This window comes from Klebsiella spallanzanii (genome assembly GCF_902158555.1).
In the GTDB taxonomy this organism is placed as follows: domain Bacteria; phylum Pseudomonadota; class Gammaproteobacteria; order Enterobacterales; family Enterobacteriaceae; genus Klebsiella; species Klebsiella spallanzanii.
On record NZ_CABGGS010000044.1, the window covers coordinates 354,477 to 376,365 of the forward strand.

The 21,889-nt window shown below is 51.7% G+C and carries 21 protein-coding genes; 11 read left to right on the plus strand and 10 right to left on the minus strand.

Annotated features, from left to right (window positions below; all coding sequences use genetic code 11):
• Position 1: 1 nt before the first annotated feature.
• On the minus strand, positions 2–1,261 hold the full coding sequence (locus FN082_RS24430; RefSeq protein WP_142982533.1) for an MFS transporter: 1,260 nt from the start codon (positions 1,259–1,261) through the stop codon (positions 2–4).
• Positions 1,262–1,366: 105 nt separating this feature from the next.
• Here FN082_RS24430 and FN082_RS24435 point away from each other — a divergent pair, with 105 nt between their 5' ends.
• The gene (locus FN082_RS24435) at positions 1,367–2,092 is read left to right on the plus strand and encodes a hypothetical protein (RefSeq protein ID WP_142982534.1); all 726 of its coding nucleotides are present in this window, start codon (positions 1,367–1,369) and stop codon (positions 2,090–2,092) included.
• 24 nt (positions 2,093–2,116) lie between these two features.
• Entirely contained in the window at positions 2,117–3,418 is a 1,302-nt protein-coding gene (locus FN082_RS24440) for a PucR family transcriptional regulator (RefSeq protein WP_142982535.1), read from the plus strand.
• Positions 3,419–3,499: 81 nt separating this feature from the next.
• Here FN082_RS24440 and FN082_RS24445 read toward each other — a convergent pair whose 3' ends face one another.
• The gene (locus tag FN082_RS24445) at positions 3,500–4,945 is read right to left on the minus strand and encodes an MFS transporter (protein ID WP_139537620.1); all 1,446 of its coding nucleotides are present in this window, start codon (positions 4,943–4,945) and stop codon (positions 3,500–3,502) included.
• Positions 4,946–5,128: 183 nt separating this feature from the next.
• Between FN082_RS24445 and FN082_RS30365 the strand changes: the two genes are divergently transcribed.
• Positions 5,129–5,251 (plus strand): hypothetical protein, encoded by a 123-nt coding sequence (locus tag FN082_RS30365; RefSeq protein ID WP_268887488.1) that lies wholly within the window; start codon positions 5,129–5,131, stop codon positions 5,249–5,251.
• Between the two features lie 91 nt (positions 5,252–5,342).
• Here the strand turns inward: FN082_RS30365 and FN082_RS24450 are convergent, their stop codons facing one another.
• The 4 genes from FN082_RS24450 to pth form a co-directional block, all read right to left on the minus strand.
• Positions 5,343–5,774, minus strand: coding sequence for a PTS sugar transporter subunit IIA (locus tag FN082_RS24450; protein ID WP_139537619.1), 432 nt, complete (start codon positions 5,772–5,774; stop codon positions 5,343–5,345).
• Positions 5,771–7,210 (minus strand): sugar porter family MFS transporter, encoded by a 1,440-nt coding sequence (locus FN082_RS24455; RefSeq protein ID WP_142982546.1) that lies wholly within the window; start codon positions 7,208–7,210, stop codon positions 5,771–5,773. Before FN082_RS24455 ends, FN082_RS24450 begins: the two co-directional genes overlap by 4 nt.
• 909 nt (positions 7,211–8,119) lie before the next feature.
• Positions 8,120–9,214 (minus strand): redox-regulated ATPase YchF, encoded by a 1,095-nt coding sequence (gene ychF / locus FN082_RS24460; RefSeq protein WP_139537617.1) that lies wholly within the window; start codon positions 9,212–9,214, stop codon positions 8,120–8,122.
• Between the two features lie 117 nt (positions 9,215–9,331).
• Positions 9,332–9,916, minus strand: coding sequence for an aminoacyl-tRNA hydrolase (gene pth, locus FN082_RS24465; RefSeq protein ID WP_004121831.1), 585 nt, complete (start codon positions 9,914–9,916; stop codon positions 9,332–9,334).
• A gap of 272 nt (positions 9,917–10,188) precedes the next feature.
• Here pth and ychH point away from each other — a divergent pair, with 272 nt between their 5' ends.
• Together ychH and FN082_RS24475 are read left to right on the plus strand one after the other, a co-directional pair.
• A complete protein-coding gene (gene ychH, locus FN082_RS24470) occupies positions 10,189–10,464 on the plus strand; it encodes a stress-induced protein YchH (protein ID WP_004103160.1) in 276 nt (91 codons plus the stop codon).
• A 196-nt stretch (positions 10,465–10,660) separates the two neighbouring features.
• The gene (locus FN082_RS24475; protein WP_139537614.1) at positions 10,661–11,707 is read left to right on the plus strand and encodes a MerR family transcriptional regulator; all 1,047 of its coding nucleotides are present in this window, start codon (positions 10,661–10,663) and stop codon (positions 11,705–11,707) included.
• Here the strand turns inward: FN082_RS24475 and dauA are convergent, their stop codons facing one another.
• The 4 genes from dauA to lolB all read right to left on the minus strand — a co-directional run bounded on the left by dauA (position 11,708) and on the right by lolB (position 16,227).
• The gene (gene dauA, locus FN082_RS24480; RefSeq protein ID WP_139537612.1) at positions 11,708–13,387 is read right to left on the minus strand and encodes a C4-dicarboxylic acid transporter DauA; all 1,680 of its coding nucleotides are present in this window, start codon (positions 13,385–13,387) and stop codon (positions 11,708–11,710) included. It lies immediately after the preceding gene.
• 250 nt (positions 13,388–13,637) lie between these two features.
• Positions 13,638–14,585, minus strand: coding sequence for a ribose-phosphate diphosphokinase (prs, locus tag FN082_RS24485; RefSeq protein ID WP_139537610.1), 948 nt, complete (start codon positions 14,583–14,585; stop codon positions 13,638–13,640).
• Positions 14,586–14,767: 182 nt separating this feature from the next.
• A complete protein-coding gene (gene ispE / locus FN082_RS24490; RefSeq protein WP_185932155.1) occupies positions 14,768–15,616 on the minus strand; it encodes a 4-(cytidine 5'-diphospho)-2-C-methyl-D-erythritol kinase in 849 nt (282 codons plus the stop codon).
• Positions 15,616–16,227, minus strand: a complete 612-nt coding sequence (lolB, locus tag FN082_RS24495) for a lipoprotein insertase outer membrane protein LolB (RefSeq protein WP_139537606.1) — start codon at positions 16,225–16,227, stop codon at positions 15,616–15,618. The genes ispE and lolB overlap by 1 nt, the downstream gene beginning before the upstream one ends.
• A 272-nt stretch (positions 16,228–16,499) precedes the next feature.
• Between lolB and hemA the strand changes: the two genes are divergently transcribed.
• Genes hemA through kdsA form a run of 6 tightly spaced genes read left to right on the plus strand, consistent with a single transcriptional unit; the run spans position 16,500 to position 21,819 of the window.
• Positions 16,500–17,756 (plus strand): glutamyl-tRNA reductase, encoded by a 1,257-nt coding sequence (hemA, locus tag FN082_RS24500; RefSeq protein WP_139537604.1) that lies wholly within the window; start codon positions 16,500–16,502, stop codon positions 17,754–17,756.
• Between the two features lie 42 nt (positions 17,757–17,798).
• Positions 17,799–18,881: a peptide chain release factor 1 gene (prfA, locus tag FN082_RS24505; RefSeq protein ID WP_139537602.1), complete on the plus strand. Its 1,083-nt coding sequence runs from the start codon at positions 17,799–17,801 to the stop codon at positions 18,879–18,881.
• The gene (prmC, locus tag FN082_RS24510) at positions 18,881–19,720 is read left to right on the plus strand and encodes a peptide chain release factor N(5)-glutamine methyltransferase (protein WP_142982547.1); all 840 of its coding nucleotides are present in this window, start codon (positions 18,881–18,883) and stop codon (positions 19,718–19,720) included. The genes prfA and prmC overlap by 1 nt, the downstream gene beginning before the upstream one ends.
• Positions 19,717–20,109 carry an invasion regulator SirB2 gene (sirB2, locus tag FN082_RS24515; RefSeq protein ID WP_112213371.1) on the plus strand — a complete coding sequence of 131 codons (393 nt, stop codon included), beginning with the start codon at positions 19,717–19,719 and terminating at the stop codon, positions 20,107–20,109. Before prmC ends, sirB2 begins: the two co-directional genes overlap by 4 nt.
• Before the next feature lie 3 nt (positions 20,110–20,112).
• A complete protein-coding gene (gene sirB1 / locus FN082_RS24520) occupies positions 20,113–20,925 on the plus strand; it encodes an invasion regulator SirB1 (protein WP_139537600.1) in 813 nt (270 codons plus the stop codon).
• A gap of 39 nt (positions 20,926–20,964) precedes the next feature.
• On the plus strand, positions 20,965–21,819 hold the full coding sequence (gene kdsA / locus FN082_RS24525; protein WP_139537597.1) for a 3-deoxy-8-phosphooctulonate synthase: 855 nt from the start codon (positions 20,965–20,967) through the stop codon (positions 21,817–21,819).
• Positions 21,820–21,889: the final 70 nt, after the last annotated feature.

Here is a 21,889-nt window from a genome sequence, read left to right on the forward strand (position 1 = left end):
TTTATTGGGATACATTAGATGTCGCTTCGGCCTGGGCCGCGCCAGTAGAATGAGTAATGGACAGTGCAATCAGGCAGGTGATGACCGCGCAGGCAATGATCGACAGGAAAGCGGTAGCGTAGTTTTGTTGGGTCAGCTTCAGTAAGTACCCGATCATAAGCGGCGATAAGAAGGAACCTATCTGCGCAATTGAGTTAATAAACCCTGTTGCGGTACCTACTGAGGCCTTTGGAAATTGTTTGATGATGGTAACGAACACGCTGATGCTGATGGCGTTAAGGAAGATGTTAGATAGCGAAAGCCAGGCAAAGGCAATCGGCACGGAAGAGGCGTTAAACATCAGCCAGATGAACAGCGCTGAGACAGAAGATCCCATCGCAATCAGGTATTTTTCGCGACCCTGGAAATACCTGTCGAGCAGCCATCCGCAAAACAAAAATGAGGCAAAGCCCAGGGCCGGCGGCAGCATTGACCATGCGCCCATGGAGACCATGCTCATCCCTTTAACTTTCACCCAATAGGATGGCAGCCAGGACTGCAAACCCCAGAATACAATATTGGTAAAGAAGTAGCAGGCGGCGATTTGCCATGTTAATGGGCGGCGAATAATATTCAACAAACGCTGCTTTTCGGGGATGCTATCGTGCACTGCGGATGGCTGTGGCATCTTGACGCCAGCGGTGTCCGGGGCACTGGCGCGCAGAACGCGCCACAGGCAGAAAGCCAGAATCAGGCCAGCGATACCCAAAACAAAGAACATGATTCGCCAGTTGTACCAGGTAATCAGCGTAGATACGACCACCGAGCCAACGGCGAACCCGACCGATGCGCCAGATTGCAGGAATGATTTGGCGCGCGCCATTTTGCTTCTTTCAAACCTTTGGGCGATGACAACGGAGCTTCCGGCAGGGAAAACCGCTTCCCCCACTCCGACAAAAAAACGCGTAACTGCCAGCGTGAAAACGCTGCTTGTCATTCCGCCCATAGCGGTGGCAACGGACCACAGGGCAACCGCACCGGTTAAGATGGTTTTACTGCCGATCCGGTCGACAAGGTAGCCGCCAATAAGCTGGGTGAGCGAATAGGCAAGGAAAAAACCGCTGATGACCATACCGGTTTGTTCACTTCCCAGTCCAAAATCAGCAGAAATTGGAATGATCGCAATATTAATAGCGGCTTTATCGATAAACCCTACGACCCAACACAGAAACAATATCAGGATTATCAAATTGTTTTTATTCTTGAATGTAGCACTGAGCATAAAGTTCCCTCATAAGACATGAGATGATGTGATTTTGTCCTTGCTACCCTTACAGAAGTGATGATAAATATCTATGTGTAAACATACACTCAAGAGATGGTTTTTATGTACATTCCTACATTTGATAATAATTCTGATTCATTGCGTAAATCCTTGAGCGTTGTATCTGTGCGGTATTTTCCACAGTCGAATGTGAATATTGAACATTCCGATTTACGTTACGACGCGCTGATGGCAGGAGACACGTCCGGTTTTGAAGATAAAAATGAATCGTACATATTAATTCGTGAAAGGGATGGTGATTGTATGGCGATTAATATTATATGCCTGCACATCGAATCATTGCGTATTACCATCCAGACGGAACGCGCGCTGCTAAGTGAAGAAAATGTCAGAGTATTCCTCAGTGAAGTAAAGATATTACTTTTAACTGAGGTAATTAATTACCAAAATACGATGTTCACGAAGATTAGCGACAATACCTGGCATCTCGCCTCCGGGCTTTCGCATGAGGTTGTTACGCAGCATGTTATTGACGGTGCGCTGAAGACTATTGCATATAGCGATGCGGCAATCTTTCGTATTTATGATGATAAAAGCGACCGACTGGTTCCGGTTGCCATGACTGGGTTTAAAAATAATTATTATGATTATATTGTAGGTCTGCATGAATCGATATCCGGTAAAGTATTTAAATCAATGCAGACGGCGGTCTTAAACTCACGGGAAGAAATCAACCGCAGCTTTACGGCAAGCTCTTCCTTGCGTGATGAAATACTCAAAGATAACCCGCTGGCAACTTCGCTTATTTGTGTGCCGGTATACGATTAGTCGGCATGCTATGGCACATTGACTATGCTTTCATTTAGTCGACAGTTTGTATTTAACTCTTTAGCAAAATCGCTACTCGAAACCTATTCATCGCAGGTGGCGCTGGCCTGGCGCAATGCGCGTCTCTATGATGAACGCACGGAAAGTCTGCGGGTCGTTGAGGACCTACGCAATCAGCTGCAGGCGCAAAACACGTTGCTGAACGCGAGCGTGGACTTTTATAATTTGATGGTCTCATTATCTATTAAATACAATAGATTAGGTGATTTTATCGCGGCGATCGCTTCACATCTCTCTTTGGATCTCAACTACCTGGATGTACTGGGAAACCAGAGTTTAAGTGAATCGCTTAGTGCATTGACGTGGAGTCACTTGCGTGCCTCCGCCAGTGAAAAAAAAGTGTCGACAATCATTGTGGGCGATAAAAACTATTGCCTGCTTCCTCTTGAAAATGAGGGGCGCTTGCTCGCCTTTTTTATCATGAGAAACCAGGACTTAAATGAACATGTATCATCGATTATCTCCAGGCTAAAAGAGTTTGTGATAATGGAGATCGTCAAGCAGGCGGGTTCTGTTGCGCTGGAGAATAAAAAGAATCTGGATCTTATCGCTGAGATTATGATGAATGGATTGACGGCAGAAAGTGAAATATCATTTGCCCGCAGGGGCATCGTTCTGCATAAATCAGTACTGTGCATTAAGCTAACAACACCGCAAGCGACCAGCGATGAAATACACTATTTGTCGATAATCAACGTTCTCACCAGAGATTTCGCATTGAAAAATGTTTTTCATTATTTTGATGCTGACATGATAACGTTAATTATATTTGATATGAATGAACAAAAGCTTTTCGCTCTTGAGGAAAAAGTCATTGCGCGCTATCAGCAGGACAAGGTTTATAAAGTGGGGATGAGTTCAGTTCTGCGACGCCAGGAGGTTATCACCAGCATTAAACAAGCGAATACTGCGCTTGATGTTCTTAAAACCAGAAATAAAAATGGCGTAATGAGTTTTCGTCATTCAGGCATTGACCGTTTGTTTATAAAACATACCCCTGAGGAACTAAAAGATTTTATCCTGGATCTGTTTTCACCGGTGCTGGAAGAGAATAACAAACCCGGTATATTGTTGGTGACGATTATCTGTTTTTTAAAAAACAGGCAGTCCGCAGTGAATACTGCAGAGGAGATGGGCATTCACGTAAATACGCTGTATCAACGAATTAAGAAGTTCGAAACGCTAACCAGTTTAAGCCTCAATAATGCAGACGAATTTATTATGATAGCCCTGACGTGCCATATGAGTCGGTTTTATCTTAGTTAAATGGTATCCGGTAGCTGATTGTAATGCATCCTGTCGTTGAACGAGCACGCAATGAAAAACAATCGGCTGACCGGCGTTAAGCTATTTTTTCTGCGAGACGTTGATACCCGCATTCGGCGCAAGCCGCGTCATGTCATACACTCCGAGCGCAGTGATAATCGCGATGACGACAAATCCCAGGCGGAACCCCATTCCAGGGACGGTGGCGTAACCAAGATCCTCACTGAGGATGCTGCCCATGCGAATACTTAGCGCGCCCATTGTTACTCCCAGTCCGCTGGCGAGCTGAAGTGAAGTACTGAACAGCGTATTGGCTGAGCTCATCTCCTGTGACGGAACTTCAGCGAAGGCCAGTGAGCTGATACCGGTGAACTGCATGGAACGGCTTAATCCGCCGAGGAACAACAGCACCAGCGTTATCAGATGCGGCGAGTCAGGCGTTAGCAGTGCGCAGAGTAGCAGCGTCAATACGCAGGCAACACCGTTACCGATAAGCAGCTTACGGAAGCCAAAATAGCGAATTAGCGGCGTTGTCGCAGGTTTCATCGCCAGGTTGCCTGCAAAAACGGCCAGTACCATCGAGCCGGCTTCAAACGCGTTCATTCCGAAACCAACCTGAAACATCAGAGGCAGCATAAAGGGGGCTGAGCTAATCGTCGCACGAAGGATAAATCCTCCGCGCATGCTGATGCGAAATGAGGGGACCGAGAGCGATGACAGGCCAATCAGCGGCGTTTTACTGGTCAAAAGATGACGAATACTCCAGACCAGGGTAGCGAGGCCAACGGTAATGGTGACTGCTGCCCCGGTCAGGCTAGCGTTTTGTTGGCTGAGCATTTCCAGCCCGGCAACCAGGCACAGCATCGTTACGCCAGTGGCGACAAACCCTGTGAAATCAAACGGTCTGCGTTCGTTAGCCGATTGGTTTGGCATCATCCGCAATGATAATACAATGGCGATCAGCCCCAGGGGGACGTTGAGAAAGAAGATCCAGTGCCAGCTGGCGTAGGTGGTAATGAATCCACCAAGCGGCGGCCCAATGATGGGGGCCACCAGCGCGGGCCAGGTTAGCGTGGCAATGGCCTTAATAAGCTGATCTTTCGGGGTGGTGCGCAGAACGACCAGGCGTCCTACGGGAACCATCATCGCGCCGCCGATCCCCTGAAGGATACGCATCAGAACGAACTCAGTAACGTTATGGGTCAGACCGCATAGCAGAGAGGAAAGCGTAAAAATGCACAGTGCCAGAGTAAAGACGTTTCGTGCGCCAAAACGCTCCGCAACCCAGCCGTTGGCCGGGATCAGCACCGCCAGAGTTAATAGATAGGCGCTGATGCCAATATTAAGGTCTATCGCCGTGACGCTAAACGCCTTTGCCATATCCGGCAGAGCCGTCGCAATCACCGTTCCATCAAGAAACTCCATAAAAAATGCGCTGGCAACCAGCAGCGCTAGCCCCGAAATTCTCCCTGAACCAGAGCGTTCCTGCCGGGGCATTTCGTCCCGTGATGAATCTGTTAAAGCCATATACCGTCCTCAGCGATGCGCTACGACGTGGTAAAGGTGTGACAAGATGGAAAGTTGTTATACCAAATAAATAAATTGGCTGAGAACTCATTTTTAATCCCTGTTATATAAATATTGATATTTGGCAATGAATGTACGCGTTTTTATCGATATCCATCCGTTACCATCACTATGGTAAATTATATGAATATTGATACCGCTTCAGTGCGGAAGATGATTTTTGCCAGGGATGGCCGTGATATGCGTATTTGTTTGGTCAACGTCAATAAAAAAGCCTGCTCGCGAGCAGGCTTTTTACAGGGATGACATGGATACAGTAAGCATTTTGACCGATGATGAATCATTGGGGTTGGCTACGACACTCAATTCCTGTTCGTATCAAATGCATTCTGCACACTCAGTTTTGTTGCAGGATCCTCAGGAAATCCTGCTTGTTGGAGATTAATGACAGCGCCTTGGCGATGATTTCATCACTAAAAATGGAAGCGACCTCTCTTAGCACATCAATATGCTCACTTTCTTTGGCAATAACGCCAATGGCAATGAACATGACGTTACTTCTGTCCCAGATGACGCCATCAGGGAACTGATAAATTTCGACCCCGGTTTTAACAATGATATTGGTTGCTGATTTAGGCAGGTGCGGCAACGTAATGCCATTGCCTAAAAAGGTGGAGACCTGGCGCTCTCTTTCAGCAAGAAAAGTCACGCAATCTTCACTGACATAGCCTTTTGATTTAAATTCAGCGCCAATCATTGCCAGAACTTCGGATTTGCTTTTTGCCCGACACGACAGATGTAGATTATCTTGCGTAATATTATCGATCATAATCCGCTTTCCTTTGTAGCAGCATTGAATCGTGCTGTAGATTTATTTGCTGATAACTCTTCTTCCAGTTGCTCCAGAGATTTATTTGATGTTTCAGGCAGGGCCGTTACCACAAAGATAATAGCCAGATAGTTAATCGCGGCAAAAATAAGGAATACCGGGCCTAACCCGAGTTTGGCCTGTAACAATGGGAACAGATAGCTGACGATGGCATTCATTACCCACATGAAAAATACCGCTATACCCATCGACAATCCACGGAATTTCAGCGGGAAGAGTTCAGCCAGTACGACCCAGGTAATAAAGCCCATGGTTCCTTGCATAACCCCAACGAACATTGCACCGAGTAACCAGATTGCCGTTGCTTTGATATCGCCGACAAGCGTGTAGTCAACGCCAGCAATAATAAGGTGCAGGGTTGCCATGATGGCGAAACCATAAATAATGATGGTTTTACGTTTAAAACGATCCACGAGGAACATGACGCCAATTAACATTCCCCCTACGGAGAATACGCCATTAAGTACGTTGCAGATTAATGAGGTTCTTTCCGAGAATCCGGCAGTGCTGAGGATCTCGGTGCCATAGTACATGATGACGTTGACCCCGGTCGTTTGCTGCAGTGCTGCCCAAATTACGCCGACCAGCAGGAGTTTGAAAATCCATGGCGTCTGGATGATGGTCATAAACGCGTTCTGCGAATTCAGCTTTTTGTCCGCTTCTGCCTTAATTAAGGTGGTGATATCGTTGAATTCTTTAGTTGCACGCTCGAGCGGGCGGATCTGTTTTAATATTTCCAGCGCTTCCTCATGGCGGTTTTTACTGATCAGCCAGCGCGGGCTTTCCGGAGAACGCAGCATGCCGATAAAAAGACAGATGGCGGGAATCGTCTGGACCATCAGCATATATCGCCAGACGTCGGGGAGATGGCCCCAGACAATGCCAATAATGGCGTTTATGGCAAAGGCGGCTAATTGTCCGATAACAATTGCGACTTCGTTTAAGCCGGTTAGCTTTCCTCGCATTTCCGTTGGCGCAACTTCGGAGATAAACGTGGGCGCGGTGACCGAGGCACCACCAACCGCATAACCCAGGATGAAACGTGAAATAAGGAGTACGGTGATATCTGGCGCAAGAGCGGACATTAATGCGCCGATGAAAAAGATGAATGATAAAAAGAGAAGGTACTTTCTTCGGCCAAAGAAGTCTGCGAATTTCCCTCCAAAAACACTACCTAAGGCAGCGCCAATCAACAATACGCTCATTACCAGACCTTCTGTCGTCGGGGTCAAAGCCATGTATTGTTTCAGGGAGGAAAATGCGCCATTAATAACGCCGGTGTCATAACCGAATAGCAGGCCACCAAATGTCGCAACTAAGGTTATTTGGTGTAGTCGCTTTCTCTGCTGTAGGTTCAGATTCATGATAAGAGACATTTTTATACCTTTTGTTTTGATTAACGGCACGAGATAAAAATACGTCATTCCATTCCAGCCACGGTCTGTCTTTTAGCTTTTTGGCGCATGACTGACAGGAAATGAGTTTTTGTTCTTAGTGCTACTATCCAGCGCTTGTTGCCATGCGCGGAATAAAACCGATCAAAGAGGTTTCTTCTTGATTAATGATGAATCAGCGGTATATGCGGGAGTTTTTCCTCCGGGGTTGTTGACGTTCAGGATGTCCCCGGCAGCGCTTTTGTGTGAATGAATGGTATGGCAATAGCTAACATAAACGGAACGAATAAATCCTGCTCTCACTTCCTTCATTGCATCCTCCGGGGGGTTAGGATTTCTGCTGCACCTTTAGGGTGGGCAGAGTGCGTTTAGTGAGAGATTATTATTACCGTTAATTGTGAAACAAACATGCAAATAGATCACATTTTGAAAGTTTTATTTCGGTTGTGAAATGTGGGTGAAGTGTAGCGTCGATGTGTATGTACTGGCTTTTTTTATAATCAATTGATATATAAGATAATTAATTTGATTTTGAGTGGGGGCGTAAAGCGTTGGTATTGAGATTGAATGTTAAAATTATGATAAGTATCACATTTGTTAATCAGGGTTGTGATGGAATTTAAATTTCATTATTTAGAGAATTTTAATTTTTATTCGAAATTTTAAAGGTGAGGGCCAATGGCATGACAAGGGAAATCGTTAGCTGTACAGCGCCGTCAGTGAGCGCTTTGCCATTAGTCTATTGATGAAAACGATGAATACTGCGAATGAATAGAATCGGCAAAATTGCGCGATGGAGAAAGCATGGTGGGTTGACCAACCCCCTTCAGGAAAGGTGAGAAGATATAAAAAATCCACGCCAGTGCGTGGATTTTTCAGTGATAACGAAGATTAGACGTTGAACAGGAAGTTCATAATATCGCCATCTTTCACGATATAGTCCTTACCTTCAGCGCGCATTTTCCCGGCTTCTTTAGCACCCTGTTCGCCTTTATAGGTAATAAAGTCTTCAAAAGCGATAGTCTGGGCGCGGATAAAGCCTTTCTCGAAGTCGGTGTGGATTTTACCAGCGGCCTGCGGAGCCGTTGCGCCCACAGGGATGGTCCAGGCGCGGACTTCTTTTACGCCTGCGGTGAAGTAGGTCTGCAGATTCAGCAGTTCGTAACCGGCGCGAATAACGCGGTTCAGACCTGGCTCTTCCAGACCCAGCTCGGCCATAAACTCATCGCGGTCTGCGTCGTCCAGCTCGGCGATATCTGATTCAACGGCAGCGCAAACGGCAACCACGACAGAACCCTCGGCTGCTGCAATTTCACGGACTTTATCGAGGTATGGGTTGTTCTCAAAGCCGTCTTCGTTGACGTTAGCGATATACATGGTTGGCTTCAGAGTCAGGAAGCTCAGGTATTTAATCGCCGCTTTATCTTCTTCAGTCAGGTTTTTCAGCGCACGCAGCATACCGGCATTTTCCAGCTGCGGCAGACATTTTTCCAGCGCGGCCAGTTCAGCTTTAGCGTCTTTATCGCCGCCTTTGGCTTTCTTCTGTACGCGGTGAATAGCACGCTCGCAGGTATCCAGATCGGACAGCGCCAGCTCGGTGTTGATAACTTCGATGTCGTCAGCTGGATCGACTTTATTATTGACGTGGATAATGTTGTCGTTTTCAAAGCAGCGTACCACGTGGCCGATAGCTTCGGTTTCGCGGATGTTGGTCAGAAACTGGTTGCCCAGACCTTCACCTTTGGACGCGCCTTTCACCAGTCCTGCGATATCAACAAATTCCATCGTCGTTGGCAGGATGCGCTGTGGTTTGACGATTTCAGCCAGTTTGTCCAGACGCGGATCGGGCATCGGCACGACACCGGTGTTCGGCTCAATGGTACAGAAGGGGAAGTTGGCCGCTTCAATACCCGCTTTGGTGAGCGCATTGAACAGGGTGGATTTGCCGACGTTGGGCAAACCGACGATACCGCATTTGAATCCCATGATTTAAATCACCTTAATCTTTGGATAATCAACCTGTTATATTGAACAGATTGCAGAAAAGTAAATAGCTTTGCCTATTATACACGGTGCGCGGTAAAAATTCCGCACGTCGACCGCTTATTGCGCTTTAAAAGCGTGTAAACGGTTGGTCGCTTTGGTCAGGCCATCCTTCAGCCACACTTCGGTACAGCGTGCCGCTTCGTCAACGGCTTCATCAATCAGCTTCTGTTCACTGGCAGGTGGTTTACCTAAAACAAAACCGACAACTTTGTTTTTATCGCCCGGATGACCGATTCCCACGCGTAAGCGGTGAAAGTTCGGGTTATTACCCAGCTTGCTGATGATGTCCTTGAGGCCATTGTGGCCACCGTGGCCGCCGCCAAGTTTAAACTTAGCCACGCCGGGGGGGAGATCGAGTTCATCGTGGGCGACCAGGATCTCATCCGGGTTGATGCGAAAGAAGGTCGCCATCGCCCCGACGGCTTTACCGCTAAGGTTCATAAAGGTCGTAGGCACCAGCAGGCGGACATCTTCGCCGGCAAGGTTAATTCGCGAGGTGTAGCCGAAAAACTTACTCTCTTCACGCAGGGGCGCACGGTGGCGCTCTGCCAGTAAATCCACATACCAGGCACCGGCGTTGTGTCGGGTCGCTGCATACTCAGCGCCGGGATTCGCCAGGCCGACAATCAATTTTATGCTCACTTTTTCATCCTGCTTGGATCGTTCTCTGGCGCGTAGTGTACTGTCTGCGCGCGCGGTTGACAAAATTCTGCCAGCGAAGCGGGGCTGGTAACGATAATCACGTGTTTGAACAATTAGAATTTGATGTTGTTCAGTGGGTTATTTGTAAACTTTTGTTGGTCTGGTGTTCGCTTATGTGATCGCCCACGCAATCGCCATATTGTTCATTGTCTATACTAGACCTATAAGAATTGGGGATATTCCCATGCAACCCAAGGTTCCGGAGGTGACATATGAAACGCAGAAACGCTTCGTTACTCGGTAATGTGCTGATGGGGTTGGGGTTGGTCGTCATGGTTGTCGGCGTTGGTTATTCTATTTTAAACCAGCTTCCGCAGCTTGACCTGCCGCAGTTTTTCGCGCATGGCGCAATCTTGAGTATCTTTGTCGGCGCGGTACTGTGGCTGGCTGGTGCACGTATTGGCGGTCATGAACAGGTCAGCGACAGATACTGGTGGGTTCGCCACTACGATAAACGCTGCCGCCGCGATCAGCATCGCCACAGCTGAGTGAATTCCATTCCACCAGCCGTTCTGAACGGCTGGTGCGTTTTAAAGCAGTCTGTTCAGACTGTTCTCTTTTTTGGTGTCTAAATATCTCCCCCTGCCTGATATGTCGTGAAAAATAAATCCGTATACTTAGCGCTTGACCCTGACGTAACGTCAGGCGGCAGAGTCGCGTCACTGGTAAACGAAAGGAGCAGTCATGTTAATTCAGGTGGGGGAGCTGGCGAAGCGCGCTGGAATAACCGTCCGCACGCTGCATCACTATGAGCAAACGGGATTGCTGAGACCTTCGGCCAGAAGCGCGGCGGGTTACCGGCTATATAATCTGGCGGCCGTTCAGCGGTTGCATATGATCAAGGCGCTGGCGCAGGCCGGGCTGGAACTCGCCACTATTAAGGACTATCTCGACAGGGATGCTTTCTCGCTGTCCGACCTGCTGGTCAAGCAGATAACCACTCTTGATCGACAGCTGCAAACTATATCGACGCTGCGCCAACGTCTGGCGCTGCTGCGTGATGAGCTGGACAGGGGAAGCGAGCCCGATCTGGAGTCCTGGCTACAGACGCTGGAGCTGATGAAAATGTACGATCGCTGGTTTAATCAACAGGAATTACAGGTGCTGCCGTTTGCCGGGGAGGATGAGCAGTGTAATCAGACCTGGCTGGTGCTGGTCAATGAAGTGCGACAGTTAATGGGTGAACGCTGTCCGCCAGATGCACCGCAGGCAATGGATCTGGCAACCCGTTGGATGGAACGGCTTGAGCAGGATACTGCGGGAAGGCCTGAATTTTTGACTCGCCTGAATGAAATGCACGCCGCTGAACCACAGATGCGTGAACAAACCGGAGTGACTCCGGATATTATTGACTTTATTACCCAGGCTTTTGCGGAAAGCAAGCTGGCGATATGGGCGCGCTATTTAGATGCCGAAGAGCTGGCTTTTACGCGGCAACACTATTTCGACCGGCTGATGGAGTGGCCTGCGCTGGTGGCCGACCTGCATCGGGTCAGTCGTGAAAACAGGGACCCGGCATCTGAGGAAGGTCAACGGCTGGCGCAGCGTTGGCTGGAGCTGTTCCAGTCTTATGCGGGTAAGAATGCGCAAACTCAGCAGAAGTTTCGTTATGCCATGGAGCAGGAACCGCATTTGATGAAGGGAACGTGGATGACCCCTGAGGTATTAAGCTGGCTTCAGCAGGCCATTGGCGTGATGATGCGGCAGGCGCAGAGGCCTGCCGCCGGGTAATTAAATATCCGCCAGCGCGGCGTTACGGTCCGGGTAGAAGCTTAGTCGACCGGGAATCGGTTTAACGCCGGCGCGCGCCAGAGTGCGCAGCGGTTGAAACTCGAGGTTCGAAACGCGCAGTTCACAGCCTTCCGGCAGCTTACTGACAAAGCGCTGGAAGGCATCAAGCCCACCGGCATCCAGCACCGGCACCGCATCCCATTTCAGCACAACAATACGCTTGCCTTCGACCCGCGTTTCCAGGTCGGTAAACAATCCCTCAGCAGCGGCGAAGAACAGCGGCCCGATAACGCGTAGCACCAGCACGTCATCAGGAACTTCAACATTGACCGGTGCAAGGCGAGTCATACGCGCAATCCTGCGCATAAATAGCAAGGAGGCGAGCACAATACCAACGCTAATAGCGATGACCATATCAAACAGCACGGTCAGCGACATACACATCAGCATAACAATGATGTCGTCTTTTGGCGCATGGCGCAGCAGGTTAACGACTTTGTGCGCTTCGCTCATGTTCCATGCCACCATCAGCAGTAGTGCCGCCATGGCGGAAAGGGGCAGCCAGGAGAGCAGAGGGGCGAGGATCAGCAGCGCCATGATCACCAGCAGCGCGTGGATCACGGCGGAGATCGGCGACGTTGCGCCAGCGCGGACGTTAGCCGCTGAGCGAGCGATCGCGGCAGTGGCGGTAATACCGCCGAAGAACGGTGCCACGATGTTGCCGAGGCCCTGGCCAATTAATTCACTGTTGGCTTTGTGCTTGGTACCGGTCATGCCGTCCAGCACCACGGCGCAGAGTAAGGATTCAATCGCTCCGAGCATGGCCATGGAAAATGCCGCTGGAAGGAGCGCCTGCAGCGAGGACCAACTGAGCGTAAAGTCTGAGCCCGGCATATCCCACGGCAGCACCAGCTGCGGCAGCAATTGCGGAATACCGTTGCCCTGGCTACCGTCGGCGAGGATATAGTGGAACTGCGAGCCAATGGTGGCGACATGACCACCAAGCAGGTTGACCACGCCCATAACCGCGCAACCTGCCAGTAGGGCCGGAAGGTGGCCCGGCAAACGAATACCGAGGCGAGGCCAGAGAATCAGGGTTCCCAGCGTGACAATACCGATGGCGGCATCACCAGGATTAACGGTCGGTAGCGCCATAAACAGAGCCCCGACTTTCTGCAGATAATGTTCAGGTACGTGCGCCATCTGCAGGCCGAGAAAATCTTTAATTTGCATGGTACCAATGGTGATACCAATCCCGGAGGTGAAACCGAGGGTGACCGATAACGGAATATACTCAATCAGGCGGCCAAAGCGTGCCAGGCCGAAAAGAATCAAGAAGATCCCCGACATTAACGTGGCGACCAGCAGCCCGGCGAGGCCAAATTGCTGCGAAACCGGGTACAGAATGACCACGAAAGCGGCAGTTGGTCCGGAAACGCTAAAGCGTGAGCCGCCGGTTAATGCAATCACGATCCCCGCCACCGCCGAGGTATAGAGACCGTACTGCGGCGCTACGCCGCTGCCAATTGCCAGAGCCATCGCCAGCGGAATAGCAATGATCCCGACGGTAATCCCGGCAATCACATCACGGGTAAACCGCGAAGCGGTATATTTTTCTTTCCAACAAGCGTCGATGAGGGCGCGGAAAGGCATCACATGTGAGGAAAATAATCTGTTCACAATAATGTTTCATCCATGAGCGCATCATCTGTCAACTGAATGGCAGGTGAAGGAGGCATTAATCATTTCCACGTCATCCTTCGGGATGCCTCTTTGTTGGCTGCGCTCGTTTACCCCAGTCACGTACTACCTGTACGCTCCTGGGGATTCATTCACTTGCCGCCTTGACACATACCGAATGATTTTGTGGCTAAATAAAAGGTTCAGAGACAAAAAAACCCGCCGCAGCGGGTTTTTATGCCGGGCTCGATTAGTGTTCGAACATAGCAGAGATAGATTCTTCGTTGCTGATACGACGAATCGCTTCGGCTAACATACCAGACAGCGTCAGAGTACGAACTTTTTCCAGCGCTTTAATTTCTGGTGCCAGCGGAATGGTATCGCAGACAACAAATTCGTCAATCACAGAGTTTTGGATGTTCTGAATGGCGTTACCGGAGAAGATCGGATGCGTGGCGTAGGCAAATACGCGTTTAGCACCACGCTCTTTCAGCGCTTCTGCGGCTTTACACAGCGTACCGCCGGTATCGATCATATCGTCAACCATCACGCAGTCACGGCCAGCAACGTCACCGATGATGTGCATCACCTGAGAAACGTTAGCGCGCGGACGACGCTTGTCGATGATAGCCATGTCGGTATCGTGCAGCAGCTTGGCGATAGCACGAGCGCGAACAACACCACCGATGTCCGGAGAAACCACGATTGGGTTATCCAGATTCAGCTGTAGCATATCTTCCAGCAGGATTGGGCTGCCGAATACGTTATCAACCGGAACGTCAAAGAAGCCCTGAATTTGTTCTGCATGCAGGTCGACGGTCAGAACGCGATCGACGCCTACGCTTGACAGGAAGTCAGCAACCACTTTTGCGGTAATAGGTACACGAGCGGAACGAACACGACGGTCCTGGCGAGCATAACCGAAGTAAGGGATAACAGCGGTGATACGACCTGCCGAAGCACGACGCAGAGCATCAACCATAACAACCAATTCCATCAGGTTGTCGTTGGTGGGAGCACAAGTGGACTGGATGATGAAAATATCACCACCGCGTACGTTTTCGTTGATTTGTACGCTGACTTCGCCGTCGCTAAAACGACCTACAGCGGCGTCGCCAAGAGAAGTGTACAGGCGGTTGGCAATACGTTGTGCTAGTTCCGGGGTGGCGTTACCAGCAAAAAGCTTCATATCAGGCACGAGAAGAACCTCAGGCATGCGTCCAGTGGTGGATGAAATGGGCCAAAAACTGTGCGGGTGGGCACGATTTCATCCAGGCGGTGTATTTAAAGAGCCCGATGCAACGTCTGGAACAGGGTGACGTTGTCACCATAACTCAGTTTCCCCGGCGTTTTCGCCGTATTTGCTGAAATCAGCAGAAATTAGCGCAGCGCCTGCTTGAGCGGAGAGATATTAACACCTCGCGCCACAAAGCCATGCAGCCATGCCGGGGCTTTTTCCAGCACCTGACGAGCGGCGGATTCTGTGTCAAATTCAGCAAACACACATGCACCGGTGCCAGTCAGGCGCGACGGCGCATATTCTAACAGCCAGGAAAGCGCCGCATCAACCTCACGAAAACGTTTTCTTGCGATAACCTCGCAATCATTGCCGAATTTACATTTTAGTAACGTATTAATTGACCTGGTAGGGGTATTACGGGGGAGTTCAGGATCGCCAAAAATGATCGGCGTTGGGATGCTGACTCCCGGATGCGCCACCAGATACCACTTTTCCTCTGGTTCGACCGGAGTCAGAATCTCACCTACGCCCTCGGCAAAAGCCGCATGACCGCGGACAAATACCGGCACGTCTGCGCCGAGCTGCAGGCCCAACGCCGCCAGTTCATCTTGCGAAAGATTGCAGCCCCACAGGTGATTAAGCGCTACCAGCACGGTGGCGGCGTTGGATGAACCGCCGCCGAGGCCGCCGCCCATCGGCAGAATTTTGTCGATACTGATATCGGCACCGCTACCTGCAGGTAATTTCCCGGCCTGTTCTGCGGCCTGCATTAATAGCCTTGCTGCGCGGATAATCAGGTTCTCTTCATCCGGCACGCCGTCAACCGGCGTCAGCAGACGCAGTTGAGCATCATTACGCGGCTCAATCGTCAACGTGTCGCCATAATCAAGAAACTGAAACAGCGTCTGCAGCGTGTGGTAACCGTCGGCGCGCTGCCCGGTAATGTACAGAAACAGGTTCAGCTTTGCGGGAGAAGGCCAGCGGGTCATCATTTCACAATCCAGTTGTCCATTTTCAGCTTGATGCGCTGACTGCCATCGTTAAGTTCCATATTGGCCGGCAACGAAGGTTTCGTGTCAGTAGTATAACCGCCGTAAGTGACGTGCCAGGTCTTGCCGTTTTGCGTGTAGTTCAGCTCGCGCAGGCGGTACTGGTCATCAAGCGAGTAGTCGGTAGCTTCGCCAGGCAGGCCAATAATCCACTGACGCAGGCTGTTGAGCGGAATCGGCATACCGGTCAGGCGGCCAATCATCTCTTCGGCATCGGTCGCGGTGTAGCTCTGACCTTTATTGTCAATCAACTGTACGCTGCCCGGCTGGGCGGTTAACGATAGCTCGGTGCTGCCGAGCGGATTCGTCAGCAGCAGGCGATAGCGGTCCTGGCCAGTCTGCTGCCAGAAGAAGCGGGCATACACTTTTTGCTCGTCTGAGAGGTAAGCAAAAGCGCCGCGCGTCTGGAACTGATTAAGATTGCGGACATCTTGCTGGTGCTGACGCCACTGCGGAGAGTCCGGGCTTTTACCGGGACCTTTAGGAGCATTAATCGTACAGGCGGTCAGAACGAGGCTTGCCAGCGGCAACAGGCGGAACAGTCGATTCATAATGATGACAAATCCTTGATGTCTACAGTGAAATGCGGCGAATGGGTAGAAGAGCGGCCGATTTGTGTAGCGGGTTACAATAATAACCTTTAATGCTAGCGTTGCCGGGCGGTAGCGTCTACGTTCAAGTTGTCTGAAATCAAAAAATTACCGTTAATGGCTATTACGCGCTGGCTATTACTCCAAAAGGGGAGCCTCTCTTTTATTGATTACGCGCATCCTGTATGATGCCCCCAGACTAACCTTAGCAACGCTGGTACTACTCCCTCACAATGACCCTTTTAGCTCTTGGTATTAATCACAAAACAGCCCCGGTAGCGCTGCGAGAACGCGTAACGTTTTCGCCGGACACGCTCGATCAGGCGCTGGAGAGCTTGCTGGCCCAGCCAATGGTGCAGGGTGGGGTGGTGCTGTCGACCTGTAACCGCACGGAGCTCTACCTCAGCGTTGAAGAGCAGGATAACCTTCAGGAAGTCCTTATCCGCTGGCTATGTGATTACCATGGTTTAGATGAAGACGATCTGCGCAAAAGCCTGTACTGGCATCAGGACAATGATGCGGTCAGTCATCTGATGCGCGTCGCCAGCGGTCTCGATTCGCTGGTGCTTGGCGAGCCGCAGATCCTCGGGCAGGTGAAGAAAGCCTTTGCTGATTCCAGCCGCGGGCATCTGAACGTCAGCGAGCTGGAGCGCATGTTCCAGAAATCGTTCTCGGTGGCCAAACGCGTGCGGACCGAAACCGATATCGGCGCCAGCGCGGTCTCCGTGGCATTTGCCGCCTGTACGCTGGCACGTCAAATCTTTGAATCACTCTCCAGCGTCACCGTGCTGCTGGTCGGTGCCGGGGAAACCATCGAGCTGGTGGCCCGCCATCTGCGCGAGCACAAGGTGCGTAAAATGGTGATTGCCAACCGCACCCGTGAACGCGCTCAGGCGCTGGCTGATGAAGTCGGCGCGGAAGTGATCGCGCTGAGCGACATTGACGAACGTTTGAAAGACGCCGACATCATTATTAGTTCTACCGCCAGCCCGCTGCCGATTATTGGCAAGGGGATGGTAGAGCGCGCGCTGAAGGCGCGCCGTAACCAGCCGATGCTGCTGGTGGACATCGCCGTTCCTCGTGATGTTGAGCCGGAGGTCGGTAAGCTGGCGAACGCCTATCTCTACAGCGTGGACGATCTGCAAAACATCATTCAGCACAACCTGGCGCAGCGTAAAGCCGCGGCGGTACAGGCGGAAACCATTGTTGAGCAGGAAGCCAGCGAATTTATGGCCTGGCTGCGCGCCCAGAGCGCCAGCGAGACAATCCGCGAATATCGTTCTCAGGCCGAGCAGGTCCGTGAGGAGCTGACGGCAAAAGCGCTGGCGGCGCTGAATCAGGGCGGCGATGCGCAGGAAATCATGCAGGATCTGGCGCGCAAGTTGACTAACCGCCTGATCCACTCGCCCACTAAATCTCTTCAGCAGGCCGCCCGTGACGGGGATGATGAACGCCTGCATATTCTGCGCAACAGCCTCGGGCTGGAATAGCGCACCTTTCTCTCTTTTTCAGGACAGGGTGAATTTACGCCTATGAAGCCTTCTATTGTTGCCAAACTGGAAGCCCTATACGAACGCCACGAGGAAGTCCAGGCGTTACTCGGCGATGCCGCGACCATCGCCGATCAGGATAAGTTTCGCGCATTATCGCGAGAGTACGCACAGCTGAGCGACGTGGCTCGTTGCTATACCGACTGGCGTCAGCTGCAGGATGATATTGAAACTGCGCAGATGATGCTCGACGACCCGGAAATGCGCGAAATGGCGCAGGAAGAGCTGCGTGAAGCGAAAGAAAAGGGCGAACAGATGGAACAGCAGCTGCAGGTTCTGCTGCTGCCAAAAGATCCGGACGACGAGCGTAACGCTTTTGTTGAAGTTCGCGCCGGTACCGGTGGCGATGAAGCGGCGCTGTTTGCAGGCGATCTGTTCCGTATGTACAGCCGCTATGCGGAATCTCGCCGCTGGCGCGTGGAAATCATGAGCGCCAACGAAGGCGAGCACGGCGGCTTTAAAGAAGTCATCGCTAAAATTAGCGGCGATGGCGTTTATGGCCGATTGAAGTTCGAATCCGGCGGCCATCGCGTTCAGCGCGTACCGGCCACCGAATCTCAGGGACGTATTCATACTTCCGCTTGCACCGTGGCGGTAATGCCGGAGCTGCCGGAAGCCGAAATGCCGGATATCAACCCGGGCGATCTACGTATTGATACCTTCCGCTCTTCCGGGGCGGGCGGTCAGCACGTTAACACCACCGATTCGGCTATCCGTATTACCCACTTGCCGACCGGTATCGTCGTTGAGTGCCAGGACGAACGTTCCCAGCACAAAAACAAAGCCAAAGCGCTGTCAGTGCTGGGCGCGCGTATTCGCGCTGCGGAAGTGGCTAAACGCCAGCAGGCGGAAGCCTCCGAGCGCCGTAACCTGCTGGGAAGCGGCGATCGCAGCGATCGTAACCGCACCTATAACTATCCGCAGGGCCGCGTTACCGATCACCGCATTAACCTGACGCTTTACCGTCTGGATGAGGCGATGGAAGGTAAGCTGGATATGTTGATTGAGCCGATCGTCCAGGAATATCAGGCCGATCAGCTGGCAGCGCTTTCCGAGCAGGAATGATGACTTTTCAGCAGTGGTTGACCCAGGCCATAACCCGCCTGAGTCAAAGCGAAAGTCCGCGCCGGGACGCCGAAATCTTGCTCGGTCACGTGACCGGCAAAGCGCGGACTTTTATTCTCGCGTTTGACGAAACGACGTTGACAGAGCAACAGTCAGCCGAGCTGGAAACGCTGCTAAGCCGTCGCGCGCAGGGCGAACCGGTTGCTCATTTGGTGGGGCAGCGCGAATTCTGGTCGCTGCCGCTGTTTGTCTCTCCTGCGACGCTGATCCCGCGCCCGGATACCGAGTGCCTGGTTGAGCAGACTCTGGCGCGACTACCGTCGGTACCGTGTCGGATCCTGGATTTAGGCACCGGCACCGGCGCTATCGCCCTGGCGCTGGCCAGCGAGCGCCCGGATTGCCAGGTCACCGCTGTTGACTTTATGCCCGATGCGGTCGCCCTGGCCGCGCGTAACGTGGAACATCTCGCTATTGATAACGTCGCCGTGCTGCAGAGCAACTGGTTTAGCGCACTCGCTGGGCAGCAGTTTGACACCATCGTTAGCAATCCACCCTATATTGACGAAACCGACCCGCATCTTCTGCAGGGCGATGTACGCTTTGAGCCGAAAACGGCGCTGGTTGCCGCCGATGGCGGTCTGGCCGATCTGGCGTATATCATCCGTGAAGGCCGCCGTTTTCTGACTCCCGGCGGCTTTATGCTGCTGGAACATGGCTGGACGCAGGGCGAGGCGGTGCGCGAAATATTTCACGCGGCGGGATATCGCAATATTGCCACCTGTCGCGACTATGGCGACAACGAACGCTTGACGTTCGGGCAATATCCGGGAGGCGTATGAATCTGTTTAGCGCGGTACTGTATCTGCATATTGCCTGCGTGGTGGTCTCGGTCAGTCTGTTCGTTTTACGTTACTGGTGGAGCTGGAGCGGTAACCGACTGCTCGATCAGCGCTGGGTGCGCATTGTACCGCACTGTAGCGATACGCTGCTGTTTCTCAGCGGCGCCGGGTTAATGGCAATAACGCACTATCTGCCGTTCACCGAGGACGGTACATGGCTGACTGAAAAGCTGTTTGGCGTTATCATTTATATCGCATTGGGATTTATCGCGCTGGGCCGTCGTCGCCCGCGCAGTCAGCAGAGCCGGTTTGTTGCCTTTCTGCTGGCCCTGGTGGTGTTGTTTATCATTATTCAACTCGCCATCACAAGAATACCGTTACTGGGGTAAGGCATGAGGTCGTTAGCTGATTTCGAATTTAATAAAGCGCCGTTATGTGACGGCATGGTCCTCATTTCTGAATTAATCCGCGACGATTTTCCGACGCACTATGTGCAGGATGAGCTGGAGCGGCTGCTGGCCCTGGCGCAGGAAGAGATTGCCACTTCATGGGACCAGGAGCGCCAGATAGAGCGTCTGCTGGAGCTTTTTTACAATGACTGGGGCTTTAGCGATTCGCGCGGCGTTTACCGCCTGTCCGATGCGCTGTGGCTGGATAAAGTCCTGAATAACCGCCAGGGTAGCGCGGTATCGCTGGGCGCAATACTATTATGGATTGCCCAGCGTCTGTCGCTGCCGGTCGTGCCGGTCATTTTCCCGACGCAGATGCTGCTTCGCGCGGACCCTGAAGAGAGCGAAGAGATGTGGCTCATTAATCCGTTTAACGGCGAAACGCTGAACGAGCACACGCTGGAAGTGTGGCTGAAGGGGAATATCAGCCCGGTCGCTGAGCTGTTTAACGAAGACCTTGATGAGGCCGATAACTCGGAAGTGATCCGCAAACTGCTCGACACCCTAAAATCGGCGCTGATGGAAGAGCGGCAGATGGAGCTGGCGTTACGGACCAGCGAAGCGCTGCTGCAGTTTAATCCGGAAGACCCTTACGAGATTCGCGATCGTGGGCTCATATACGCCCAGTTGGATTGCGATCACGTGGCATTGCAGGATCTCAACTACTTCGTTGAGCAGTGCCCGGAAGATCCGATCAGCGAGATGATTCGCGCGCAAATCAACACCATTTCGCATAAACAAATTACATTGCATTAGTCTGAAACCATTCCGGTTACACCCTGATAAGGCGAACATATGAAACAAAAAGTGGTTAGCATTGGTGATATCAACGTAGCAAACGACCTGCCATTTGTTCTGTTTGGTGGGATGAACGTGCTGGAATCCCGCGATCTCGCGATGCGCATCTGCGAGCACTACGTGACCGTCACGCAGAAGCTGGGTATCCCTTACGTATTCAAAGCCTCTTTTGATAAAGCTAACCGTTCTTCCATCCATTCCTATCGCGGGCCGGGTCTGGAAGAAGGGATGAAGATTTTCCAGGAGCTGAAACAGACTTTCGGCGTGAAAATCATCACCGACGTTCACGAAGCCAGCCAGGCTCAGCCGGTTGCCGATGTGGTTGACGTTATCCAGCTGCCAGCGTTCCTCGCCCGTCAGACCGATCTGGTTGAAGCGATGGCGAAAACCGGCGCGGTTATCAACGTGAAGAAACCGCAGTTTGTGAGCCCGGGCCAGATGGGTAATATCGTCGATAAGTTTATCGAAGGCGGTAACGACAAGATTATTCTTTGCGATCGCGGCGCGAACTTTGGCTACGACAATCTGGTTGTGGATATGCTGGGCTTTGGGGTGATGAAGAAAGCCTCCAATAACTCCCCGGTTATCTTCGATGTTACCCATGCCCTGCAGTGCCGCGACCCGTTTGGCGCAGCCTCCGGCGGTCGTCGTGCGCAAGTTACTGAACTGGCCCGTGCCGGTATGGCGGTGGGTATCGCGGGTCTGTTTATTGAAGCGCATCCGGACCCGGAACACGCGAAATGCGACGGCCCGTCCGCGTTGCCGTTGGATAAACTGGAGCCGTTCCTGAAGCAGATGAAAGCGATTGACGATCTGGTCAAAGGCTTTGATGAGCTGGATACCAGCAAGTAATTGCCGCTGAAATGACAAAAGCCTGCCCGTTGCAAAACCGGCAGGCTTTTTTAATGTTCCCGGCAAGCTT

Excerpts from the sequence above, each read along its gene's own strand:
- FN082_RS24430 (WP_142982533.1), bottom strand. The coding sequence starts at position 1,261 with ATGCTCAGTGCTACATTCAAGAATAAAAACAATTTGATAATCCTGATA.
- FN082_RS24435 (WP_142982534.1), top strand. The coding sequence starts at position 1,367 with ATGTACATTCCTACATTTGATAATAATTCTGATTCATTGCGTAAATCC.
- FN082_RS24440 (WP_142982535.1), top strand. The coding sequence starts at position 2,117 with ATGCTTTCATTTAGTCGACAGTTTGTATTTAACTCTTTAGCAAAATCG.
- FN082_RS24445 (WP_139537620.1), bottom strand. The coding sequence starts at position 4,945 with ATGGCTTTAACAGATTCATCACGGGACGAAATGCCCCGGCAGGAACGC.
- FN082_RS30365 (WP_268887488.1), top strand. The coding sequence starts at position 5,129 with ATGAATATTGATACCGCTTCAGTGCGGAAGATGATTTTTGCCAGGGAT.
- FN082_RS24450 (WP_139537619.1), bottom strand. The coding sequence starts at position 5,774 with ATGATCGATAATATTACGCAAGATAATCTACATCTGTCGTGTCGGGCA.
- FN082_RS24455 (WP_142982546.1), bottom strand. The coding sequence starts at position 7,210 with ATGTCTCTTATCATGAATCTGAACCTACAGCAGAGAAAGCGACTACAC.
- ychF (WP_139537617.1), bottom strand. The coding sequence starts at position 9,214 with ATGGGATTCAAATGCGGTATCGTCGGTTTGCCCAACGTCGGCAAATCC.
- ychH (WP_004103160.1), top strand. The coding sequence starts at position 10,189 with ATGAAACGCAGAAACGCTTCGTTACTCGGTAATGTGCTGATGGGGTTG.
- FN082_RS24475 (WP_139537614.1), top strand. The coding sequence starts at position 10,661 with ATGTTAATTCAGGTGGGGGAGCTGGCGAAGCGCGCTGGAATAACCGTC.
- ispE (WP_185932155.1), bottom strand. The coding sequence starts at position 15,616 with ATGACCCGCTGGCCTTCTCCCGCAAAGCTGAACCTGTTTCTGTACATT.
- lolB (WP_139537606.1), bottom strand. The coding sequence starts at position 16,227 with ATGAATCGACTGTTCCGCCTGTTGCCGCTGGCAAGCCTCGTTCTGACC.
- hemA (WP_139537604.1), top strand. The coding sequence starts at position 16,500 with ATGACCCTTTTAGCTCTTGGTATTAATCACAAAACAGCCCCGGTAGCG.
- prfA (WP_139537602.1), top strand. The coding sequence starts at position 17,799 with ATGAAGCCTTCTATTGTTGCCAAACTGGAAGCCCTATACGAACGCCAC.
- prmC (WP_142982547.1), top strand. The coding sequence starts at position 18,881 with ATGACTTTTCAGCAGTGGTTGACCCAGGCCATAACCCGCCTGAGTCAA.
- sirB2 (WP_112213371.1), top strand. The coding sequence starts at position 19,717 with ATGAATCTGTTTAGCGCGGTACTGTATCTGCATATTGCCTGCGTGGTG.
- sirB1 (WP_139537600.1), top strand. The coding sequence starts at position 20,113 with ATGAGGTCGTTAGCTGATTTCGAATTTAATAAAGCGCCGTTATGTGAC.
- kdsA (WP_139537597.1), top strand. The coding sequence starts at position 20,965 with ATGAAACAAAAAGTGGTTAGCATTGGTGATATCAACGTAGCAAACGAC.